Source organism: Paranoxybacillus vitaminiphilus (genome assembly GCF_003259935.1).
In the GTDB taxonomy this organism is placed as follows: domain Bacteria; phylum Bacillota; class Bacilli; order Bacillales; family Anoxybacillaceae; genus Paranoxybacillus; species Paranoxybacillus vitaminiphilus.
Window position 1 is genome coordinate 56,833 of the sequence record NZ_QLMH01000006.1, and the last position, 22,089, is coordinate 78,921.

The following is a 22,089-nucleotide window of genomic DNA, read 5'->3' on the forward strand; positions in this document are numbered from 1 at the left end:
GCCTTTATCTTCGCGAATGCACTTCATATATCGCAAATTTTAAATAGTCTCCTTCATCGGCGGCAAGCAGCTTCGGATGATCATACCCTGCGCCGCTCCAATGAATTTGCCGCAAGATTTTTTTCGCATCAAACGCTGCTTCTTTGATCATCGCTTGGAACATGTCTGGATGAATGTGATAGGAGCAGCTTGCCGTCACAAAAAAGCCGCCGTCTTTTACAAGCTTTAAGCCGTTTAAATTAATGTCTTTATACCCGGCCAGCGCTTTTGGAACGGCATGTGCCGATTTCGCGAAGGCCGGCGGGTCGATAATAACAATGTCCCACTTTTTCCCTTCCTGCACGGCTTCACGTAAGTAGTCAAACGCATTGGCAACGACAAAATCGACGTTGGTAAAACCATTTAAAGCCGCATTTCGCTTTGCCGTTTCGATGGCATGTTCGGAAATGTCAACAGCTGTTACATGTTTGGCGCCATATAAACATGCGTTTAGCATAAACGAACCTGTATGCGTAAAGCAATCAAGCACGGTTGAATCTTTTGTAATTAACGGTTTGATCGCCGCGCGATTTTGGCGCTGATCAAAGAAAAAGCCCGTTTTTTGTCCGTTTTCAATGTCGACAATATATTTGACGCCGTTTTCTTCAATTTGCACTTCCGTATCGCATTGTCCGTACCAAAATCCTTTTTCCTGCTCCAATCCTTCCAGTTCGCGAACATATACGTCATTGCGCAAGTAAATCGCTTTCGGATTAAATACTTCAAGCAACCCTTTTAAAATCCAGTCTTTTCGTTTTTCCATGCCGAGAGAAAGGATTTGCACAACTAAGACGTCTTCGTACTTATCGACAATCAATCCCGGCAAAAAGTCCGCTTCGCCATAAACCGCGCGGCAGGAGCGAACGCCGGGAATCATTCGTTCACGATACGCCCATGCTTTGCGGATCCGCTCGATAAAAAACGCTTCATTTAATTCATCGTTCGGATTTTGCGTCAATACGCGCACAATCATTTGCGATTTTGGATTGATGTATCCTTTCGCTAAAAAATAATTTTGGTGGTTATATACATCAACGAAGTCCCCTGGTTCAAAATCTCCCTCAATATAATCCACTTCGCTTTGAAAAATCCATGGATGCCCTTGTTCGAGTCGTTTTTTTCGCTTCCGTTTCAAAAAGACTTTTGCCACGTTCTCAACTCCATTAAATAGAATTATTTGCTTTTTTTATGATACAGAATGAAGGAGAAATAAGCAACGTTTCCTTCTTTCAACAGCGATGCAGTTCCCTCTACGGCACAGCAGTTGTTGTCGAAGAATAATGAAGAAATTGTATAAAAATTCTTGACAACGATTTGAAAACGTAGTTATGATAAATTCAAATAAAACTGAATAAATGATGAATTCCACTAGGGGTGCCTTTAGATAGGCTGAGATCAAAGTGTGCCTTTGAGACCCTTAGAACCTGATCTGGATCATACCAGCGTAGGGAAGTGGAAGTGGCGAAGTTGCACATTTATTCTACCAGGTATTTCCAACCACTTTCTTTACGCTTGTAAAGAAAGTGGTTTTTTGTTTGTGTAAATCACAGAATCGGGGCCCTGTTCTGTGTTTTCCATAAAACGATTTTTCATTTTGGAGGGAATGCTATGTCATTTGCAAAACAGCTGCGCAAAGCGGCAGATTCTATTTGGGAAGCGAGCTTTCAACATCCATTTGTAACAGAGTTAGGCGATGGAACGCTTGATTTAAGATGCTTTCGTTATTACGTTTTGCAAGACTCGTATTATTTAAGCCATTTTGCGAGAGTTCAGGCGTTGGGGGCAGCGAAAACCGCTGATTTACATACGACTGCCCGCATGGCGCATCACGCGCAAAATACGTATGAAGCGGAGCTAGCATTACATGAAAAATTCATTAAGAAATTGGGAATTACCGAGGAAGAAAAAGCTTCCTTTGTTCCCGCGCCGACTGCTTATGCGTACACATCGCATATGTACCGCGCCGCGTATGAGGGGCATTTGGGAGATATTCTTGCGGCGATTTTACCGTGCTATTGGCTTTATTATGAAATCGGTGAACGCTTGAAAGATTGTAAGCCGGAAGAGCCGATTTACCAGGAGTGGATCGCTGCCTATGGATCCGAGTGGTTCCGCAGTTTAGTAGAGGAACAAATTGCCCGGATGGATGCGATTGCTGAAATGGTTACAGAAGCAGACAGAAAGCGGATGGAACAACATTTTATCATCAGCAGCCAATATGAATACGCCTTTTGGGAAATGGCTTATACGTTGGAAACATGGCCTGTAAAAGGAGACGGTTGAACATGCCAAATAATAAGGGATTAAAATTAGCTGACGTTTTAACAACCGTTGTTATTTCCATTGTATTCGGTATTGTCTATAAACTTTGGGGACCGTTTTATTATTTTGTTAAACCTTTTGGTTTGCATATGGACCAACTTATATATGGAATGTGGTTTATCGCGGCGACAGTTGCCTATCTCATTATTCGTAAACCGGGTGTAGCACTTCTTGCCGAAACAGCGGCGGCATCGGGCGAATTTATTATGGGTTCTGAATGGGGACTTGAGGTATTGATTTATGGATTTGTACAAGGATTATTTGCCGAGCTTGTGTTTGCTGCCTTCCGTTATAAGCGTTTTGATGTATTTGTCGTTTCTTTGGCTGCCGCTGCTTCCACCATTGGTTCGCTCATTATGGACTTTTACAAAGGGTATATTGAGGAACTGGCTGTTTGGAATCTTACGTTGTTTATCGGTGCCCGTTTTATTGGTGCCATCGTTATCGCCGGCATCTTTGCCCATTCTCTCGTAAAAGCGTTGGAAGCAACAGGGGTGACACAAATGGTGCGCCCGGCATCAAAAGAAGATTATGATGCACTGGATCGCTAGAAGGTGAGTGAATGGAAAAAGTTGCTTTTGTTGAAAAATTACGATTAAAATTTCCCGGCAAAGATACGTTGTTATTTAAAGATTTATCCGTTTCCTTTCATAAAGGAGAAAGAGTATTGCTATTAGGACCTTCAGGGTGCGGAAAATCAACTTTGCTGCAAGTAGTGGCAGGGTTGATTCCCCATTCGATTGATATACCGATGAAGGCGGAAAACATTCGCATTCCTGAAAAATGGGGATATGTATTTCAAGATCCCGATACGCAGTTTTGTATGCCGTTTGTCGATGAGGAAATTGCGTTTGTCCTTGAAAATCTAGGAGTTCCGCGGGAGAAGATGCAGGAACGAATCAATGAGCTTTTAGAGCTCGTTGATTTACGGCTGCCAACTCCCCATGTGAATATTCAAACATTATCTGGAGGAATGAAGCAGCGGCTTGCCATTGCTTCCACACTGGCATTGAATCCGGACGTTTTATTTTTAGATGAACCGACAGCGATGCTTGATGAGGAAGGAACGAAAACCGTTTGGGAAACGATTAAACAAATTGCCGGCGATAAAACGATCATTATTGTTGAGCATAAAATCGCACATGTTCTCGATTTTGTCGATCGCATCATCTTGTTTAATCACACCGGAGAAATTGTGGCAGACGGTGAGGCAGAAACGATTTTCCGGGAATATAAGAGTGTGATTCAGCAACAGGGAATTTGGTATCCCGATGTTTGGAACGATTATATAAAGAACCGTTCCCAACGTCCCGAGTTCCATCCGCAAACGGAAGTGCTTCGTCTGCAAGACTTTAAAGGCTATCGAAATAAAGAAGTGAAAATCCGTATCAATGAAGCGGTTGTTTATGAGGGAGAATGGATTGCTGTTACAGGGCAAAACGGAGCTGGCAAAAGCACGCTGCTGCACGCCATTACGGGGTTAATTCGCACAGATGGAGTTTGCCTGCTGCACGGCAAGAATGTTCGGGAAATGAAAAATATCGTGAACTATATCGCCTTTGTGTTTCAAAATCCGGAGTTTCAATTTGTCACGAACTCTGTGTATGAAGAAATTGCCTATACGCTTCGCCTGCAAAAAAGAGCGGAACCGGAAATAAAAGACACGGTTGCTTCAATGTTAAAAATGTTCGATTTAGAAGAACAAAAGCAGCAGCATCCATATCAGCTGTCAATGGGACAAAAGCGGCGCTTAAGTGTAGCAGCTTCGATTGTAAATGGACAAAAATTGCTGTTGTTAGATGAGCCGACATTCGGACAGGATGCGAAAAACACATTTGCTTTGTTAGAGCTTTTAGAAGAGTACCGCAGGCAAGGTTCCACCATTATCATGGTCACCCATGACGAACATATCGTTAAACATTTTGCGACAAGACGATGGGAAATAGAAGACGGCCGTTTAATCCGCGATGAACTGCTTATATCTTCCTGTTCTGACAGCGCTGTGTTGAGTGTTTGAAAGGGGGAGGAGCGGTGAGATTCGATATCCATTATCGTGAAACATGGCTGCACCGAATTAATCCAAGTTTAAAACTTATCGTAATGACCGTCTTATTTGTCGCTGTTCTGTTTATTCATAACCCTAATGTATTGATTAATTTAACACTCGGCTTTTTACTGTTACTGTTTGTGTTTGCAGGTTATCCATTGAAATATGTTTTATTATTTCTTTTGCCGTTTTTGTTTATTTTTGTTTCGACGGCCGCATCGATGATTCTTTTCGGTAACGGTCAAACAACATGGTTTCAATGGGGGCTTATTCATATTACGGAAGAGAGCTTTTTTCGCGGCTTGCATCTCGGGTTCCGCGCGCTTATTTTTGCGCTGCTCGGTCTCCTCTTTTCATTAACAACAAGGCCGGTTTACTTATTTTACTCGCTCATGCAGCAGCTCAAATTAAAGCCGAAATATGCCTACAGCTTTTTAGCGGGCATTCGTCTCATTCCGATTATGCTTGAGGAGTTTCAAACGGTGCAAAACGCTTTGAAAGTGAGAGGAGCGGCTGAAAACAGCAACGTTTTTCACAAAATCAAACGGTACGCTATTCCGCTTCTTTCCCAAAGCATTCGCCGCGCGCAGCGAATCGCGATCGCTATGGAAGCGAAACGTTTTTCCAAGGCAGAGGGCAGAACGTTTTACTATGAGCTCGGCTTTAGTAAATATGACATATTATTTGCCAGCTACGTCGTTGTCATTAGTCTGCTGGCATACTATGTATCTACTGTTTATTCGTACATCCCGATTGCCGATGTACGCTAGGAAAGAGGGAAATGATGGTGGGAGAATTTCATGTCATATCGACGGGGCAGCAGTCAAATGAACGTTTAATTGAAGTGATTACACACATTCATCCTTATGTCGATGCGATTCATTTAAGAGAAAAGCAGAAAACAGCAAAAGAGCTGGCGGCGCTTATTTCTGTACTTATAGCAAAAGGAGTGCCGGCGGAAAAAATAATGATCAATGACCGAGTCGATGTAGCAGTTGTCTGCGGAGCAGCCGGGGTTCAGCTTGCTTATCATAGCCTAAATGTAAAAGCGGTTAAAGAACATTTTCCTTCATTGCGTGTCGGCTGCTCCGTTCATTCATTGGAAGAAGCGCAAGAAGCAGAGAGGGACGGCGCGGATTATTGTCTATACGGACATATTTTCCCGACTGATTGTAAAGCGGGACTGGCACCGCGAGGGCTTTTTGAGCTGGAAGTCGTTGCTAAACAAATTCACATTCCTGTTATTGCGATTGGCGGGATTAGGCCAAATAACGTTGAGAAGGTGCTGCAGGCAGGAGCAAAGGGAATTGCGGTCATGTCGGGAGTGTTTCTTGCTGATGATCCGGTGGCTGAGGCGCGCCTTTTTGCCGGTATTTTAAAAAAATGGGGGAGAAAAAATGAATAAGATATATGATGTTGTCATTGTCGGCGGCGGGGTTATTGGCTGCTCGATTGCTTTCCAGCTGGCGAAACGCGGTTTGTGTGTGATTGTGTTGGAAAAAGAGAGAATAGCCAACGAAGCATCAAGTGCCGCAGCCGGAATGCTTGGGGCACAGTCGGAATTTTCCGGCGATAGTCCAATGATTCCGCTCGCATTGAAAAGCAGAGAAATGTTTTCGGAGCTTGCTGCTGAGTTGAAAGAGCTAACCGGCATGGATATCGGCTTCATCCAAAAAGGATTGGTAAAGCTTGCTTTTACGGAACATGAATTAAACGAGCTGCAACAACAATATCAATTTTGGCGGACGCGCGATGCGAGTGTGCGCTGGCTGACAGCAAAAGAGCTTTGTGAGTTGGAACCGAATGTAACTGAAGACATTTCCGGAGCCATGTATATTCCAAATGACGGCCAAGTAGACGCGGCGGATTTGTCTCATGCATTGGCAAAGGCAGCCGCCATCTATGGAGCAGAAATTCGCGAATATACGGAAGTTTACTCACTTTTACTTAGAAACGATCAAGCATGCGGCGTTGTTACAAATAGCGGAACGATCTACGGCAATACAGTCGTTGTGGCAGCCGGGGCATGGTCGGCGCATCTGTTAAAGCAAACGGGAATTGAACTAAACATGTATCCTGTTAAAGGAGAATGTTTTTCCGTTGTCACTGAACAACCGCTGCTGCAAGCAACAATGTTTGCGAAAAACGGCTGCTACATTGTTCCAAAGCGCGGAAACCGGCTTTTAATCGGGGCGACATCAACACCGAATACATTTAATAAACATGTCTCTGTTCAAGGAGTTTACAGCTTACTTGAACGGGCACAACAAATGATGCCGAAGCTTGCAGAAGCAAAATGGGAAAAAATGTGGGCTGGTATTCGTCCGCAAACCGGTGATGGGTTGCCATATATCGGGGAACATCCGCGCTGCAGCGGGCTATGGGTCGCAGCCGGCCACTATCGAAACGGAATTTTGCTTAGTCCTGTTACAGGAGTATTGTTAGCGGATTTCATTATCAAGGAAAAAACAGACATTGATATTTCTAGTTTCTCATTGATTAGAAAAGTGACATGTATCACTTAGAGGGGGGGAACACCGTGGAACTTATTATTAACGGTGAGATGATTCAGCTGCCTGAAAGTGTAAAAAACGTTTCCGATTTGCTCACCTATTTTCAATTAAACAACAAAATCGCGATTGTCGAAGTGAACTTAAACATTATCAATAAACAAGATTACGAAACAACGACATTATCGAATGGCGATAAAGTAGAAATTGTTCATTTTGTAGGAGGCGGTTGATATGTTAAAAATCGGTCCTTATGAATTTCAGTCGAGGCTGTTATTAGGAACAGGAAAGTATCCGAACTTTGATATTCAAAAAGAAGCGGTGGAAGTATCGGGAGCGGAAATTTTAACGTTTGCCGTCCGCCGTATGAACATTTTTGAAGCGAATCAGCCGAACTTTTTAGAAAAACTTGATTTAACAAAATACAAGCTGTTACCAAACACAGCGGGAGCAACAACAGCGGAAGAGGCGGTGCGTATTGCAAGGCTGGCAAAAGCATCAGGGTTATGTGATATGATTAAAGTGGAGGTAATTGGCTGTCCAAAAACCTTGCTTCCAGACCCTGTAGAAACATTGAAAGCTGCTGAAATGTTATTAGAAGAAGGATTTATCGTTTTACCTTATACTTCAGACGATGTCATTTTAGCGAAACGCCTGCAGGAGCTGGGATGCCACGCTGTCATGCCTGGAGCATCGCCAATCGGCTCAGGGCAAGGAATTATTAATCCGTTAAACATTAGCCTAATTATTGAGCAGGCAACCGTTCCTGTCATTGTTGATGCAGGAATCGGCAGTCCGGCGGATGCAGCTTTGGCAATGGAATTAGGTGCGGATGGTGTATTATTAAATACAGCAGTAGCTGGCGCAAAAGACCCGGTGAAAATGGCAAAAGCAATGAAATTGGCCATTGAAGCCGGCCGCCTTGGCTATGAAGCCGGGCGAATTCCGAAAAAGCGTTACGCGACTGCGAGTAGTCCAATGGAAGGAATGAGTGTTGTTTGACAGAACGTTACTCACGTCAGGAGTTATTTGCACCGATTGGCAAAGAAGGACAGAAAAAAATTGCAGCAAAACACGTGCTTATTATCGGCGCAGGAGCGTTAGGGACGGGAAATGCAGAAGCGTTTGTACGGGCCGGGGTTGGTAAAATTACGATCATTGATCGCGATTATGTGGAGTGGAGCAACTTGCAAAGACAGCAATTGTACAGCGAAGAAGATGCGAAGGAACGTCTGCCTAAGGCGATTGCCGCCAAACAACGTCTTGAACAGGTAAACTCAGATGTGTCCATTGAAGCGATTGTCGGCGATGCAACCGCAAGAGAACTGGAGGTAATCATCGAAGAAAGTAAGCCGCATTTGCTCATTGACGCTACCGATAATTTTGAAACAAGAATGGTCATTAACGATATTTCACAAAAATATCGAATTCCATGGATTTATGGTGCCTGTGTCGGAAGCTACGGCATCAGTTATGCGATTATTCCGGGAAAAACGCCGTGCTTAAATTGCATGCTTGAAGCGGTGCCGCTTGGCGGTTTGACGTGCGACACGGCGGGAATTATCAGCCCGGCCGTGCAGATGGTCGTTGCCTATCAAGTAACAGAAGCGTTGAAAATTCTTGTAGAAGATTGGCAGTCGCTGCGAAATAAGCTCGTTTCTTTTGATTTATGGAAAAATCAGCATACAGCGATTCGTGTCGATAAAGTAAAAAAGGCGGATTGTCCATCTTGCGGAGACAACCCTACCTATCCGTATCTTTCTTATGACATGCAAACCAAAACCGCGGTGCTGTGCGGCAGAGATTCGGTGCAAATCCGCCCTGCTGTCCGACAAGACCGCGATTTAGAAGAACTTGCCGAATTGCTTGCGAAACAAGGGATACAAGTCGAGAAAAATCCATATCTTCTTTCGTTTATGGCCGATGGGCACCGTCTAGTTGTTTTTAAAGACGGACGTGTTTTAATCCATGGAACAAAGGATATGATCGAAGCAAAGACGTTATATCACCGTTATTTAGGATAATGCCGCCTCTGCGGACACAGCACGCATGATGAGCTGATGAAAAAGAAAGGAAAATATTGTTGATGTATCAACTCCAACAGGTGCAAAAGGGCGAACGATAGCGAGGCTGTCTCATAAGGGTCTGACCTCACGCGTATTTCACAATATATTGTTCATTTATCCAACATGATGTCCTATATATTGTGTTGTGGGGTCTGACCATGGAGATTTTGAGACGGTCTCTTTAGATTTTCCGGCTCGGCATGTTCATAAATTGTTCACTCCATAGTCAAAAAAATGTACGATTTGTTGCGATTGTATGATAAAGCGGCGTGTTACGCTATAAAGGGGATTCTATTCATCATAGGAAGGAGACGGCAAGATGGAAGAATGGTCTGTTACGTTAAATATTGCTTCCTTGATAATATTATCTTATTTTATGGGCGTATGTTTATGGGAAGCATAATGACTGCGGCATGGCTCCGCAGTTTTTTCTTTTTTATAAGCATTATTTCAACGAGAGCAAGATTCTTAAATAATCGAGAGTTACATGGAAGCAATGCAAATCTAGTGGGGGACATTTTCATTTTCTGAAAAATTTGCTATCATGATGCATATAAATACATTGGATAATCATAACAAAGTAACCATTTGGGAGTGTGAATATTCCTTGGGAGAGTTGCCTCTGAGTTTGTGTGGGCTGATTCTTTTTCTTATTATTTTATCTGCTTTCTTTTCCTCTGCAGAAACCGCCTTTTCCTGTGTCAATAAAATTAGGTTAAAAAACTATGTTGAGGAAAATCGACGCGGCAGCAAAAAAGCATTATACATTACGGAAAATTTAGATGCAGCTTTATTAACTGTCCTTGTTGCCAATAACATTGTAAATATCGCAGCCGTTTCCGTTTCTGCCAAAGTTGCAATGGATATATTTGGTGAGAATATGGGGCTGTTTCTCAGCATGGTCGGCATGACAGTTCTCATTTTAATATTCGGTGAAATTTTGCCGAAGTCGTTCGCAAAGGAAAATGCAGAATCTCTTTCGCTTAAATACTCGGGGATTGTCTATGTGCTAGTAAAATTTTTAGCGCCCATTACCATTTTTTTTGCGGTGTTAAAATCGAAATTTACGACATGGCTCACCCGTGGCATTTCTGTTCCTGCCGTCACGGAAGAGGAAATTAAAGTGATGATTGATTTAAGCGAGGAAGAGGGAGTCATTGATAATAAAGAAAAAGAGCTTGTACATCGTTCGCTTGATTTTAATGATATTTTAGTCGGCGAGATTTTTACGCCGCGCATTGATATGGTAGCGGTGGAAGTAAATCGGCCAATTGAAGAAATTCGCGATCTTTTTCTTCGCGAAAAATATTCACGAATTCCGGTTTATGAAGATGATATTGATAATGTGATTGGAATATTGTCAGAGAGCGACTTTTTCAGCCAGCTTGTTCAGCAAAAGGCAGTGAATATTCGCGAATTGTTAAGGCAGCCGTTATTTGTTGTCGAATCGATGAAGATTTCAGCATTGCTCCCAGAGCTGCAAAAGAGCAAAGTGCATATGGCAATTGTCGTCGATGAATTTGGCGGCACATCAGGCTTAATTACATTAGAAGATATTCTTGAACAAATCGTTGGTGAGATATGGGATGAACACGATGAAGCAGTAAAAACGGTTCATAAAATTGATGAATTTCAATATGAATTTAACGCGGAATTGCCGCTCGATAAGTTTTGCGAAATCATGAAAATTACCGAGCCGGAAAGCTCTTCCCATACATTAGGCGGCTGGGTATTCGAAACATTTGCCCGCATTCCGAACGTTGGCGAAAAATTTACCTATGAATCATTAACATTAACAGTCAGACAAGTCGAGAACAGACGAATTCGTAAAGTGCTTGTTCGGATTAACGATCCGGTCAGCGACAGTATCTAAAGCGTTTTCATGTAAGTCAGACCTCTTGAACGAGTTGAGAGGTCTGATTTTATTTTTTGCAGGAAATAAATGTGTTTGACATATAGGATAATCTCCTTTACTATGACATATGTTTCTGTAAAACCAATCGGAATAGTGGGAGTTAATAAGATGAAAAAGTGGTCTTTATTACTAACAACTATTTTCTTGATTTTCCTGTTATTGTTAACGGCATGTGGAAATAACGCAGCTCAAGAAAAAGAGAAGAAAGAAAATACAACAGCAAAAGAAGAAACAACTGATTTATTGGCGAAAGTGAAGAAAGAAGGAGAGTTGCGTATCGGTACGGAAGGAACATACCCACCGTTTACGTTTCATGATAAAAACAACGAGTTAACAGGATTTGATGTGGAAATCGCGAAGGAAGTGGCAAAGTGTCTTGGTGTGAAGCCGGTATTTATGGAAACGCAATGGGATGCGATGTTTGCCGGTTTAGATGCGAAACGCTTTGATATGATTGCCAACCAAGTAGGAATTCGCCCAGATCGCCAAGAAAAATATGATTTCTCTGAGCCATATATTACGTCTGCTGCTGTATTAGTTGCACATAAAGATAATAATGAAGTTTCCAAATTTGAGGATATTAAAGGTTTAAAATCAGCACAGTCGATGACAAGCAACTATGCGGATTTAGCACGTTCGTACGGTGCGGAAATCGTTGGTGTCGATGGATTTAATCAGGCGATTGAACTGTTAGGCTCTAAGCGCGTAGATGTAACGATTAACGACAAATTGTCTGTACTTGATTTCTTAAAACAAAAACCTGATGCGCCGATTAAGATTGTTGCTACTCATGAAGATGCTTCCCAAAGCGGTTTAATGTTCCGCAAAGGCAGCGATACGTTAGTTGATGAAGTCAACAAAGTGCTGAAAGAAATGATGGAAGACGGCACATATTTGAAAATCTCAGAGAAATGGTTTGGTCAAGATGTATCTAAATAATGTATTTACGGATCCTGAACGTTTAGAAAGGCTAATAAACATTGCGCAAAGTTCCCTTCTCCCTTTGGTGAAGGGGGCTTTGTTTTACACCATTCCACTTACTCTTATCACATTTTCTATTGGTTTAGTATTGGCGATTTTGACAGCGTTGGCGCGTCTTTCGAACATGAATCTGTTACAAATCATTGCGAGAGTATATGTATCAGCGATTCGTGGGACACCGCTGTTAGTGCAGTTGTTTATTATTTTTTACGGGCTGCCAACCGTCGGAATTACGATTGACCCATTTCCAGCCGCGGTCATTGGCTTTTCGTTAAATGTCGGAGCATACGCATCAGAAATTATCCGTGCGGCGATTTTATCGATTCCGAAAGGACAGTGGGAAGCGGCGTATTCGCTCGGTATGAGCTACGCTCAAGCATTAAAGCGCATCATTTTGCCGCAGGCATCTCGTGTATCCGTTCCGCCGTTATCGAACACGTTTATTAGTTTAGTAAAAGATACATCATTAGCTTCGCTTATTCTTGTTTCCGAAATGTTCCGTAAAGCCCAGGAAATCGCTGCGACGAACTATGAGTTTTTATTACTTTATACCGAGGCTGCCCTTATATATTGGATTATTTGTTTTCTTCTCTCGATTGTTCAAGCAGGAATTGAACATCGATTAAACCGCTATATTGTGCGTTAATCATAAGGAGAAAAGGAAAATGATTTCTGTTCAAGGATTATATAAAACGTTCGGTGACTTAGAGGTCTTAAAAGGCATTGATTTACAAATCGATAAAGGCAAGGTTGTCGTAATCATCGGCCCGTCCGGTTCAGGAAAAACGACATTGCTTCGTTGTTTAAATGTGTTAGAAACACCGACAAAAGGAATCATTTCGCTCGGCGATAAGAAATTGGATTTTTCGAAAAAGATAACAAAACAAGAAATAAGTGAGTTTCGCCGTTTAACGGGAATGGTATTTCAAAATTATAATTTATTCCCGCATATGACGGCTTTAGAAAACGTGATGGAAGGACCGGTAACGGTTAAAGGTGAAGCAAAGGAAAAAGCACGGAAAAAAGCGGAAGAGTTATTAGCGAAAGTTGGCTTAGCTGACAAAATAAACCTTTACCCATTCCAGCTTTCAGGCGGACAGCAGCAGCGCGTCGGCATTGCAAGAGCCCTGGCAATGGAGCCGGAGATCATGTTGTTTGATGAACCAACATCGGCATTGGACCCTGAATTAGTTGGTGAAGTATTAAAAGTAATGAAAGATCTTGCCAACGAGGGGATGACAATGGTCGTTGTTACTCATGAAATGCGCTTTGCAAGAGAGGTGGCGGATGAAGTGATTTTTATGGATCACGGTGTCATTATTGAGCGCGGGATGCCAGAGCAGATATTTACGATTCCAAAACATGAACGGACAAAGCAGTTCCTTCAGCTTATTCAGTAAAATAAAGCCCCAAGCATAACGCTTGGGGCTTTAGCCATTTATATGAAATTGTCAAGCTTTAAATTAAAATCTACCGCCGCCAAGTTGTTGTTGAGCCATAGAAACTAGGCGTTTTGTGATTTCTCCACCTACGGAACCGTTAGCGCGTGAAGTGGTGTCAGGACCAAGGTTAACACCAAACTCTTGAGCGATTTCGTATTTCATTTGATCAATTGCTTGTTGTGCACCTGCAACTAGTAATTGGTTAGTGTTGTTGTTTTGAGCCATGTTGAATCATCTCCTCATTGAAGTTTTAATGGCTGGGTCAGCTGGATTTGCACCAGCGGCGCGTGAGAGTATCACGCTGCCAGTCTTGGCCTAACCCATCGGTATTGTTTACTGATGTTACTACTATTTTGAGTAGTTTTTAAATGATTATTCTTGGTAATTTTTATCTTTTTTGTGGTTACATGTTTTTTATACATTAGGGAATATGTAGAAGTGTGAAGAATTTTCGCACAGGAGGTATAAGCATGCGATGAATATTTGTCCGCTTTGTAATGGCTTCCGTGAGCTTCTATTATATTGTGAGAATTGCGGCCGAAAATTAGAAGATAAGGGGAAAATAATGGACTATTTCGATGATTATAGTCCATATATGGAAATTGACCTCACGAAGCGTGAAGACGGCTATCCTTCTACACTAAGGCGACATGAATGCGTTCATCTTTTTTACTGTCTGCATTGTGATCACGAGCAAATACAATGGATTAAAGAATAAGAGGCTGACCAAAGTGCCAGACCTCATAACGATAATCACTATATGTGAGGTCAGATACTTATGAGTCAGCCTCTTATTGAGCATTTATTAAAAAGGGGGGCATAACAACGAGAATTATGCTTTTTCGGCGTTTGAACGAATGCGAACTTCCGTATCTGCATCGAAGAAGTGGGCTTTGTTCATATCTAAAGCAAGCTCAATTGTTTGTCCAGGTTTTACTTCTGTACGGGCATCAACACGGGCAACGAACTCCTGGCCACCAATTTGTGAATAAACCATTGTTTCAGCGCCCATTAATTCAGCGACTTCAACATTTGCGGTAATTTTCGTATTTTTTGATGCTTCAATAAATACAGGCTCGTCATGGAAATCTTCCGGACGGATACCTAAAATGACTTCTTTGCCGATATAACCTTGTTCGCGAAGCACTTTCATTTTTCCTTCCGGCACAGCAATGGTTACATTGCCAACGACAAACACGCCGTCTTTTAATGTACCCTTTAAGAAGTTCATCGCCGGAGAGCCGATAAAGCCGCCGACAAAGACGTTTTCCGGTTTTTCATATACTTCTTTTGGCGTTCCGACTTGTTGAATAACCCCATCTTTCATGACGACAAGCCGGGTTGCCATTGTCATTGCTTCTGTTTGGTCGTGTGTTACGTAAATGGTCGTTGTTCCTAAACGTTGATGCAATTTTGCGATTTCTGAGCGCATTTGTACGCGAAGTTTGGCATCGAGATTAGAGAGTGGTTCGTCCATTAAGAATACTTTTGCATCGCGAACAATTGCACGTCCCAGTGCGACGCGTTGACGCTGGCCGCCAGATAATGCTTTCGGTTTGCGGTCTAAATATTGTTCAAGGCCGAGAATGCGGGCTGCTTCGCGAACGCGGCGATCGATTTCGTCTTTTGGAAACTTGCGAAGTTTTAAACCAAACGCCATATTGTCATATACACTCATGTGCGGATATAGTGCATAGTTTTGGAAGACCATTGCAATGTCGCGATCTTTAGGAGGAACATCGTTCATACGTTTTCCATCAATGTATAAATCTCCTTTTGAAATTTCTTCCAAACCAGCAATCATGCGCAGCGTTGTTGATTTACCGCAGCCGGATGGACCTACGAAGACGATAAACTCTTTATCCTTAATATGTAAGTTAAAATCCTTTACGGCTGTTACGTTATTATCATAAATTTTATAAATGTGCTCGAGACGGAGCTCAGCCATTTTAGTACCTCCTCTGATAACGGTTTCATTTGCTATAAGAGTACTAAAACTATCATCTTCCGTAAATGTACAACTTGCACAAAAAATAGAAAAGTTTTTAGGCATCCTGCCGGTTTTCATGATTAAGATACTGATGGGCCAACATAGCTAAATATGTTGTAACGGCTCCTTTGAAATGTTTGATCTCAATTCCTGTCCGTTCGCTGAATTTTTCGATTCGATATTGCAGGCTGTTGCGGTGCATATAAAGCTTTTTCGCTGCCAGTGAAACGTTTAAGTTGCATTCGAAAAAGGCTTTAATCGCTTGGAAAAGCTCGTCATCTTCTTTGATTGAATCGATGAAGTGAATAGCGTGTTGCAGTTCTTTGTTGTTTATGCTGCTTTTTATGAGCAGGAGGGGAAAAACATCTTCAATTGTCAATATATTTTGTTTGGATATATGAGCCAGCGCAAGCCGAAAATATTGCTTTTCCATCATGTAATATTCACGCAGTGTCTCTGAGAAAGGATATACTTGTCCGACAAATATCCGAAGATTAATATATAAATCACTTGATAACGTATCAATAAATTCCGCAAAGGAGACAACGTCACGATCGCCCTCGTTCTTCTCCTCGATGATGACTCCTTGATGAGCGTTTTCCCAAATAATGATGAGATTAGACGGAAGCAATTCTTTTACAGCTGCACAAAAATCTTCTTTATAAACCGTTGTTTGTTTGAGGTGAAATTGGATAAAACGGTAGCAGGGAGCATGATTTTGCTGTAAATCGATTTGTTTCGTATTGCCATGTATTAAAAAATTGTACCAAATGAATTCTTGTTTGTTCGTAAATGGCTGGTTTTGCGGTATAGGCGTAAGAAAGATGGATAATAATTGTTTTTCCTGCTCTGTAAGATGCCGTTTTAAAATTCCTAATTGTTCTCCGCTGTTTGTATAAAACCACTCGTAGTCATTCGGATTGGAGATCGACTTATCCGTTGTCAGTGCTTCTTTATAATGGGCTTTTAGTTGTTCGAGCATCGTACATTTCCTTTCGCAAAAATTTTTACCTTTATTATACCAGATACCAGCAGTAGGGCTGTCTCAAAAACAAAGGGTCAGCCCCGCAACTACCATGGCTCTATATGGTGGATGATGTATGGGACAGACCCTTATGGGATTTTAGCTTATTTCATTTTCGCTTATTTCATGAGGCGGTTCTTCTTCTAAGAGATCATGGGCTTCTTCGATGTTTGTTGCATTGTGGCGCATATGGACAGAACCGCCGGACATGCCTTCATTCATCATTCGCTCAATGTCCATAAAGTATTTGTCTCGGCCTTCATGGCACGAATCTTTGTGATGATTGTTCATAATAATTCCCTCCTTATTTATCCCGTTCTAATCGTCCGTAAGAGAGGCTGTCCCAAATGCCCCAGGGTCAGCCCCCGCAACACAATATATAGGACATCACATTGGATAAATGAACGATATATTGTGAAACTCGCGTGAGATCAGACCCTTATGAGACAGCCTCATAACGGACGCTAGAAGTGCGATAAGTTCAACTAACATCAATGGGGATGAAGAAAAACCCACTGATGAAGTTGACTTTATGTGTAGTTTGTGTGTAAAGAGGATGGGCTAATAGCGGAAAATTTGTCATGTATTGCATATTTTTCTCATATAGATGAAGCAGATGGACAAGCAGAGGGAGGGAAGGCAATTGCTGGATGTGCTGCAAAAAATAATTGACGCGGCTTGTTTTTCAATCAACCTGTATCAATCACTGTGTGGCAAAATGAATGATGAAAAGCGGAAACGGCAGCTGCAGCTCTTTTTGGAGCATGGGCAAAAACAGTATCAATCGTTTCAGTATCTCCATTTTTTAATAAATGGGACCTATTATGAACATCAGCCACGCCCGATCGTTCATGATTCAACAAATGACTTGATTGATACGGCATTGTTCAATGAGGTGAGAAAAACGAATTGGTCTTATGAACTGTTCACAAATTTTACAGGAACAAAGAAACAGATAATGAAGCAGGCTTTGAAACATTCATTACAGTGTGCGGCAGCATTGCTCGAAATGGTTGAAGAAGTTAAGCTTGAACAAATCCGCTCAGCTCATGAAACGCACGGATAAGATTTTTCGTTCCTTGCTGTTGGATTTCCGGTTCATCGAAAATCATTGGCTTTGAGTTGAGCTCATAAATATAATAATGTCCGTCCGGTGTCCGCCCGAGATCAAGCGAAAATTCACCAATCAGTCCTAAATGGGCAGAAAGTGTTTTACCGCACTGTACAACGATATGACGCAAAAGAGATTCGTCGTTTTTGTCTTTTATGAATTCGTATGGAATGAGCCTGCCGCCGTTTGGAATATGTGTTGTAATTTCTTGGGCTATCGATTGTCTAACGCCGATGCCGCTTATCACAAAACTGTTGTTTTGGTAATGGGCGAGTATGCGTAAGTCATATCGTTTTCCGTTAATTGTATCGGATTGAATCGCTTGCTGAGCTATATATTCATCTAAATTGTATAACTCGAAAAGTGTCGTTATATTTTCAAAAGTTCGTTTGTGCTTCATATTGGAAAAAACGACTGTACGTTGTTCGCCATTTAATTGAAGGGTAAAAATTCCTTTTCCTTTATGGCCTTCGTTCGGCTTCATATAAATATGTCCGTATGCGTTCAGCATCGTAATGACATCATTGAAGGATGAAATGCGCAAAGTTGCCGGCAAATAAGGGCGAAGTATTTTATTCGAATTTAAAATTTGATATAACTGCCATTTCGTAAAAAAGGAAGGATTAAAGTAAGGAATGTTGTTTTGCTGCAAGAACTGAAAAAAATGCCGGCTTTCTGTCGTTCGTTCCTCTTTTCGGGTTTTAATGCGGTTGTAAACGATATCCGGCAGCGGAGCTTTTACACGAACCCACTCCTTTTTATCATCAGAAAATACATAACCGTGTATTTCATTTGTTTGTACGTTCTCCGCTGTGAAAACGATGCATACTCCTCCAAGCGACTTTAGCTCTTGATGAATCTGTTCAAAACTGCGTTTATGGCCTTTTAACAGTTGTTTAACGGCAGAATTGCTGATGACAATGCCGATGAGAGGACCAAGCTGGCGGCCTTTTTTGACAACGGAAAAAGATAAACAAGATCGTCTCGCTTCGGAAAAGGGAAGCGAAATCGCATTTTTTCCAAATGTATAAGAGGAGTCATTATCATGAAACCATTTTTCTTGCTCAAAATCGTAATAAATGGTCATTTTCATGTGATGATGGCCTCGGGTTTTGTAATGATTTGTTCACTTAAATAGAGGCCGTACTCTAATGAAAGGGTAGTAGTTAATTCTTCATATTTTTTTAACTTTGGATGAGTAAAAATGGAGCGGCCGGGTTTTGAGTTTGCTTCAAACAGCCAAACATTCCTTTTTTTGTCGATTCCGATATCAAATCCAATTTCTCCAATTGCCGTCCCCATTTGTTCTTCTAAGCATTGGCTAAGGGTGAGGGCTGCCTCTTTCAGTTTTTCTGTCATGAAACAGCGTTCTTGTTCATGTTCGAAGATTTCGTCTAACGTTTTCACAATGCCCCCGTTATTGATATGTGTTGTCACGCTTCCTTTCCCTGCTGTTTTTGCTGCTATGGCGCTTACCTGCCATTTTCCGTTTTTATTTTTATTTGTATGAATTCGAAAATCGACTTGTCTTCCTTTATAACGTATAAGTGGAATTCCTTGCTGAACAATATAGCGTTCCATTTCTTTTTGCGCAAATGTCTTGTTCCATAATGAAGAAAGAGAGGTGAATTTTTTCAGACGGTTTTGTTCATATTCATCGCGATAGCGGCAATAGTAGGTTTTTTGGTCTTTTGCTTGAATGATTTGATACACGCTTAAACCATGGCTTCCGTTTGCCGGCTTCACATACACACGCCCGTATTTTTCCAGCAGCATCTGTACGATTTCTTCCGTTGGATGGGCATGCGTTTCCGGAAGATAAGGCAAAGCGGACGGGTGTTTTTGCAACAGCCGGTAAATTTCCCATTTATTAAAAAAACTTTCGTTAAACCACGGGATCAAATACTCGTTTTTTAATTTATGTTTAATTTGCTGGAACGCCGCTTCATTTTCTGTCCGCCGATTTGGAAGCCGGTTATAAATCACATTTGGAAAAGGAACTTCAAATTGCTTCCAACCGTTTTCTGTATAAAAATAGCCGTTGATCGTTCCCGTTTCCCAGTTAATATGATGGGCGCCGAATACAAAGGCAAAGCCGCCGACTTCTTTTTCTTTCGTCAGTAATTTCGCAAAGAAAAATGTCCTCTTGCCAAGTGGACGAATATTTGACTTTCTGAATCCCGCTGTAAAAATGCCAATAAGCGGTCCAAGATGAACGGATTGTTCATCGAGAAATACGCAAATAGGACTTGAAAAAGGGATTTTCAATTTTTTTGCCAAATCTTTCGTGATTGTGATTTCGTTTTTGTCGTCTAAACGAGAAATAAGCAAACATGGTTCACTATAGCTTCCAAACATGGCTTGCGTTTGTCCGGTAATAGGGATGTTAGAAGGCAGCCATACGGTTTTTTGACCTTTTTCGCTGAGCTTTAATGTATAAATCATCGCACTTCCACTCCTTCAAAAAGAAAGCGGCAATAACGGAGAGGGGCGTGATATAAGTTTTCCGCTTCATGAGGGGACGTTTCTAACACAATTTTTCGTCCGGGCTTTGAATTAACATCTAAAATCCATACAGCACCTTCATCTGTAATGCCAATATCCAAACCGATTTCGAAAAGTTGACCGTGTGTTTCATCAAGGTAAGAAGGCAGCAAAGTAATAATCGTATCAATTCCGTCATTAATAAGCACTTGCTGTAGCTCTGGAATTTGGCTCATCCACTCTTTAAATGGGATAATGGCTGCTCCTGCACTTACATTCGCAATAAATGTTTCTTTTTCCCCGATACGAATACCCCTTCCTCGTTCTTTCCATTGGCCGTGTTCATCTTTTTGCAAAAGTAACCGAAGGTCAAATGGTTGGCCGTATTTATTTTTTAAAGGAAGAAGCGGCTGGCCTATATAAGACTGCAACTGAAGCTGCTTTTCTGCCCAAGCTTTTAATTCTGCTTTGCTGTTAATAATTTGTATATCTTCTTTAGAAGTGCTTTCGATTTGCAGCGAATGTTTCGTTTGCTTTAAGCTGTACATTCCTTTCCCTTGAGAACCTGTTTCCGGTTTTAAGATGATATTTTTTTCCGACTTCAACGCTTCAATCACATCATGAACAGAAGTGATGCGCCAAGTTTTTACTGTGTACGGAGAAAGAAGAGGATGGGCGCGCAGACTTTCATATAACTCCCATTTATTTGGGAGGCCGTTCCCTAAAAATACGAGATCAGGCCGTTTCTTCAGCCATTGAACAATTGGTTTGCTTTGTTTTGAACGGGAGTCAGAATGATAAAAACAACGGTCATAGATAAAAGTTGGAATATCAAATAGACAAGAAACCCACGATTGTAATTCGTGGCTAAATTTCTCGCCATTTACTTTTTCGGTTAACGGGTCAATCGAAAGCGGAGTAAAACGATACATCTCGATTCCGTAAAGGGAAGCCCGTTTAGCCATTTCGGTTGCGTATTCGTGTTCCTGATGTTCGCGGATGGTTAAAAAACCGAATGAAATCAAGAAAATTCCTCCTCTTTTTGGTTGATTAAATAAGTACAATAATCAATAATCGCTTTAGCGGAAGGGCGAATTCGTTTTGCGGAGAACGCCATATCTAAATTCTTTGAAGGTTTTGTATTCACTTCAATCACCCATGATTTACCGCATGTATCAAGCGCAAGGTCGATACCAAATTCGCCGTATAAGCCAGCGGTGGAAGCGGAAAGGATAGCGGCGATTTCAAGGGACAATTCTTTTAAAAATTTTTTTTGCCATGTGCTTGTACTTGGCTCATAAAGCTCTTTTAACATTTCATTCATATGAAAGAGTTCTCCGCCTCTTGCCGCGTTTGATACAAAGTTTTCTTCAGAAGCAACGCGGGCAACCAAGGAAGTAACTTTCCATTTACTTTCATTAACGCGATGACATAATAAGCGAAAATCAACAGGACGGTTTTTATATGTTTGCAATGGTATTCCCTGCTGGATAATGACCGGCTGGTTAATTCTTTCTTTAAGAGCAAGAAACAGGGCAGAAACAGACGGATATATTTGCTCTTTTTCCACTGAAAAGGTCGAATAGTCCAGCAGAAAGTGACCTTCCTTCTTCTGTATGCGGAAAATTTTTTTGCCTTGGCTGCCGTGAATCGGTTTGATAAATACTGTTTCATATTCAGCGAGAAATTGTTCTAATGTTTGCTTCGATGTAAACATTTTTGTTTCTGGAAGAAAGGGACATAAGTATTCATAGCTTGATAAACATTGGTAAACTTCCCATTTATTCAAAAATCGCTCGTTGAATATAGGGATATGATTGTTTTGCAGATGTTGCAGAAACTCTTGAAAGTTCGGCGAGTGTTCTGTTTTACGTGAATGGATGCGATTATAAATACAACCAGCCTCAGGGACGGGAGTTTTCACCCAACTGTTATTCTTCCATATATATCCCAGCCGTTCATTTCCTGTATAAATAGTGAGGGAAGTTACGTAAAACAGGAACCCTTTTCGTGCGGCATATTCAGCAAGCTCTATACAGAAGTCATGGATGGAGCCGAAATGATTCGTTTCATTTGTTTCTAAGATTTCTGTTATAACAGCAATGGCACGTGTCGAATTCATGTTTCTCCCTCATTTGCTCTTTCGATTAACAAGCGA

24 protein-coding genes and 1 riboswitch are annotated in these 22,089 nt (G+C 41.5%); of the genes, 15 read left to right on the forward strand and 9 right to left on the reverse strand.

The genetic code is table 11. The features are described from left to right. Positions 1–4 precede the first annotated feature (4 nt). Positions 5–1,189 (reverse strand): class I SAM-dependent rRNA methyltransferase, encoded by a 1,185-nt coding sequence (locus tag B0I26_RS08915; RefSeq protein WP_111645099.1) that lies wholly within the window; start codon positions 1,187–1,189, stop codon positions 5–7. A gap of 210 nt (positions 1,190–1,399) precedes the next feature. Continuing rightward, positions 1,400–1,507: riboswitch (TPP riboswitch) on the forward strand. Between the two features lie 140 nt (positions 1,508–1,647). Between B0I26_RS08915 and tenA the strand changes: the two genes are divergently transcribed. The 13 genes from tenA (at position 1,648) to B0I26_RS08980 (ending at position 13,280) form a co-directional block, all read left to right on the forward strand. Next, positions 1,648–2,322 carry a thiaminase II gene (gene tenA / locus B0I26_RS08920; protein ID WP_111645100.1) on the forward strand — a complete coding sequence of 225 codons (675 nt, stop codon included), beginning with the start codon at positions 1,648–1,650 and terminating at the stop codon, positions 2,320–2,322. Between the two features lie 2 nt (positions 2,323–2,324). Further along, positions 2,325–2,912 carry an ECF transporter S component gene (locus tag B0I26_RS08925; protein WP_111645101.1) on the forward strand — a complete coding sequence of 196 codons (588 nt, stop codon included), beginning with the start codon at positions 2,325–2,327 and terminating at the stop codon, positions 2,910–2,912. Between the two features lie 11 nt (positions 2,913–2,923). Next, positions 2,924–4,378 (forward strand): ABC transporter ATP-binding protein, encoded by a 1,455-nt coding sequence (locus B0I26_RS08930; protein ID WP_111645102.1) that lies wholly within the window; start codon positions 2,924–2,926, stop codon positions 4,376–4,378. A gap of 14 nt (positions 4,379–4,392) precedes the next feature. After that, positions 4,393–5,178, forward strand: coding sequence for an energy-coupling factor transporter transmembrane component T family protein (locus tag B0I26_RS08935; protein ID WP_111645103.1), 786 nt, complete (start codon positions 4,393–4,395; stop codon positions 5,176–5,178). A gap of 14 nt (positions 5,179–5,192) precedes the next feature. Next, entirely contained in the window at positions 5,193–5,813 is a 621-nt protein-coding gene (gene tenI, locus B0I26_RS08940) for a thiazole tautomerase TenI (RefSeq protein ID WP_111645104.1), read from the forward strand. Continuing rightward, the gene (gene thiO, locus B0I26_RS08945; RefSeq protein WP_111645105.1) at positions 5,806–6,933 is read left to right on the forward strand and encodes a glycine oxidase ThiO; all 1,128 of its coding nucleotides are present in this window, start codon (positions 5,806–5,808) and stop codon (positions 6,931–6,933) included. The genes tenI and thiO overlap by 8 nt, the downstream gene beginning before the upstream one ends. 14 nt (positions 6,934–6,947) lie before the next feature. Continuing rightward, complete coding sequence (gene thiS, locus B0I26_RS08950) at positions 6,948–7,151, forward strand: sulfur carrier protein ThiS (RefSeq protein WP_111645106.1); 204 nt, start codon at positions 6,948–6,950, stop codon at positions 7,149–7,151. Position 7,152: 1 nt separating this feature from the next. Continuing rightward, positions 7,153–7,920 carry a thiazole synthase gene (locus tag B0I26_RS08955; protein WP_111645107.1) on the forward strand — a complete coding sequence of 256 codons (768 nt, stop codon included), beginning with the start codon at positions 7,153–7,155 and terminating at the stop codon, positions 7,918–7,920. Continuing rightward, positions 7,917–8,942, forward strand: a complete 1,026-nt coding sequence (locus tag B0I26_RS08960; protein WP_111645108.1) for a thiazole biosynthesis adenylyltransferase ThiF — start codon at positions 7,917–7,919, stop codon at positions 8,940–8,942. Before B0I26_RS08955 ends, B0I26_RS08960 begins: the two co-directional genes overlap by 4 nt. A gap of 649 nt (positions 8,943–9,591) precedes the next feature. Next, complete coding sequence (locus tag B0I26_RS08965) at positions 9,592–10,857, forward strand: hemolysin family protein (RefSeq protein WP_111645231.1); 1,266 nt, start codon at positions 9,592–9,594, stop codon at positions 10,855–10,857. Positions 10,858–11,007: 150 nt separating this feature from the next. Beyond that, the gene (locus B0I26_RS08970; protein ID WP_111645109.1) at positions 11,008–11,838 is read left to right on the forward strand and encodes an amino acid ABC transporter substrate-binding protein; all 831 of its coding nucleotides are present in this window, start codon (positions 11,008–11,010) and stop codon (positions 11,836–11,838) included. Next, positions 11,825–12,526, forward strand: a complete 702-nt coding sequence (locus B0I26_RS08975) for an amino acid ABC transporter permease (RefSeq protein WP_111645110.1) — start codon at positions 11,825–11,827, stop codon at positions 12,524–12,526. The genes B0I26_RS08970 and B0I26_RS08975 overlap by 14 nt, the downstream gene beginning before the upstream one ends. A gap of 19 nt (positions 12,527–12,545) precedes the next feature. Continuing rightward, on the forward strand, positions 12,546–13,280 hold the full coding sequence (locus B0I26_RS08980; RefSeq protein ID WP_111645111.1) for an amino acid ABC transporter ATP-binding protein: 735 nt from the start codon (positions 12,546–12,548) through the stop codon (positions 13,278–13,280). A gap of 63 nt (positions 13,281–13,343) precedes the next feature. Here B0I26_RS08980 and B0I26_RS08985 read toward each other — a convergent pair whose 3' ends face one another. Next, the gene (locus tag B0I26_RS08985) at positions 13,344–13,547 is read right to left on the reverse strand and encodes an alpha/beta-type small acid-soluble spore protein (protein ID WP_111645112.1); all 204 of its coding nucleotides are present in this window, start codon (positions 13,545–13,547) and stop codon (positions 13,344–13,346) included. A gap of 250 nt (positions 13,548–13,797) precedes the next feature. On the opposite strand from B0I26_RS08985, the gene B0I26_RS18590 reads away from it, so the two are divergent. Next, on the forward strand, positions 13,798–14,040 hold the full coding sequence (locus B0I26_RS18590; RefSeq protein WP_111645113.1) for a hypothetical protein: 243 nt from the start codon (positions 13,798–13,800) through the stop codon (positions 14,038–14,040). A gap of 114 nt (positions 14,041–14,154) precedes the next feature. Here the strand turns inward: B0I26_RS18590 and B0I26_RS08995 are convergent, their stop codons facing one another. From B0I26_RS08995 to B0I26_RS09005, 3 genes are all read right to left on the reverse strand, one after another. Further along, entirely contained in the window at positions 14,155–15,270 is a 1,116-nt protein-coding gene (locus tag B0I26_RS08995) for an ABC transporter ATP-binding protein (RefSeq protein WP_111645114.1), read from the reverse strand. 97 nt (positions 15,271–15,367) lie between these two features. After that, positions 15,368–16,294 (reverse strand): PucR family transcriptional regulator, encoded by a 927-nt coding sequence (locus B0I26_RS09000; RefSeq protein WP_111645115.1) that lies wholly within the window; start codon positions 16,292–16,294, stop codon positions 15,368–15,370. A gap of 141 nt (positions 16,295–16,435) precedes the next feature. Further along, positions 16,436–16,627: a hypothetical protein gene (locus tag B0I26_RS09005; RefSeq protein WP_111645116.1), complete on the reverse strand. Its 192-nt coding sequence runs from the start codon at positions 16,625–16,627 to the stop codon at positions 16,436–16,438. A 352-nt stretch (positions 16,628–16,979) separates the two neighbouring features. Between B0I26_RS09005 and B0I26_RS09010 the strand changes: the two genes are divergently transcribed. After that, positions 16,980–17,402, forward strand: a complete 423-nt coding sequence (locus tag B0I26_RS09010) for a hypothetical protein (RefSeq protein WP_111645117.1) — start codon at positions 16,980–16,982, stop codon at positions 17,400–17,402. Here B0I26_RS09010 and B0I26_RS09015 read toward each other — a convergent pair. Genes B0I26_RS09015 through B0I26_RS09030 form a run of 4 tightly spaced genes read right to left on the reverse strand, consistent with a single transcriptional unit; the run spans position 17,359 to position 22,053 of the window. Then, positions 17,359–18,540, reverse strand: coding sequence for a YheC/YheD family endospore coat-associated protein (locus tag B0I26_RS09015; protein WP_111645118.1), 1,182 nt, complete (start codon positions 18,538–18,540; stop codon positions 17,359–17,361). The two genes, B0I26_RS09010 and B0I26_RS09015, sit on opposite strands and share 44 nt — an antisense overlap. Further along, complete coding sequence (locus tag B0I26_RS09020) at positions 18,537–19,892, reverse strand: YheC/YheD family endospore coat-associated protein (RefSeq protein WP_111645119.1); 1,356 nt, start codon at positions 19,890–19,892, stop codon at positions 18,537–18,539. Before B0I26_RS09020 ends, B0I26_RS09015 begins: the two co-directional genes overlap by 4 nt. Further along, positions 19,889–20,956, reverse strand: coding sequence for a YheC/YheD family endospore coat-associated protein (locus B0I26_RS09025; protein WP_111645120.1), 1,068 nt, complete (start codon positions 20,954–20,956; stop codon positions 19,889–19,891). Before B0I26_RS09025 ends, B0I26_RS09020 begins: the two co-directional genes overlap by 4 nt. Beyond that, positions 20,953–22,053, reverse strand: a complete 1,101-nt coding sequence (locus B0I26_RS09030) for a YheC/YheD family endospore coat-associated protein (RefSeq protein ID WP_111645121.1) — start codon at positions 22,051–22,053, stop codon at positions 20,953–20,955. Before B0I26_RS09030 ends, B0I26_RS09025 begins: the two co-directional genes overlap by 4 nt. Positions 22,054–22,089 lie beyond the last annotated feature (36 nt).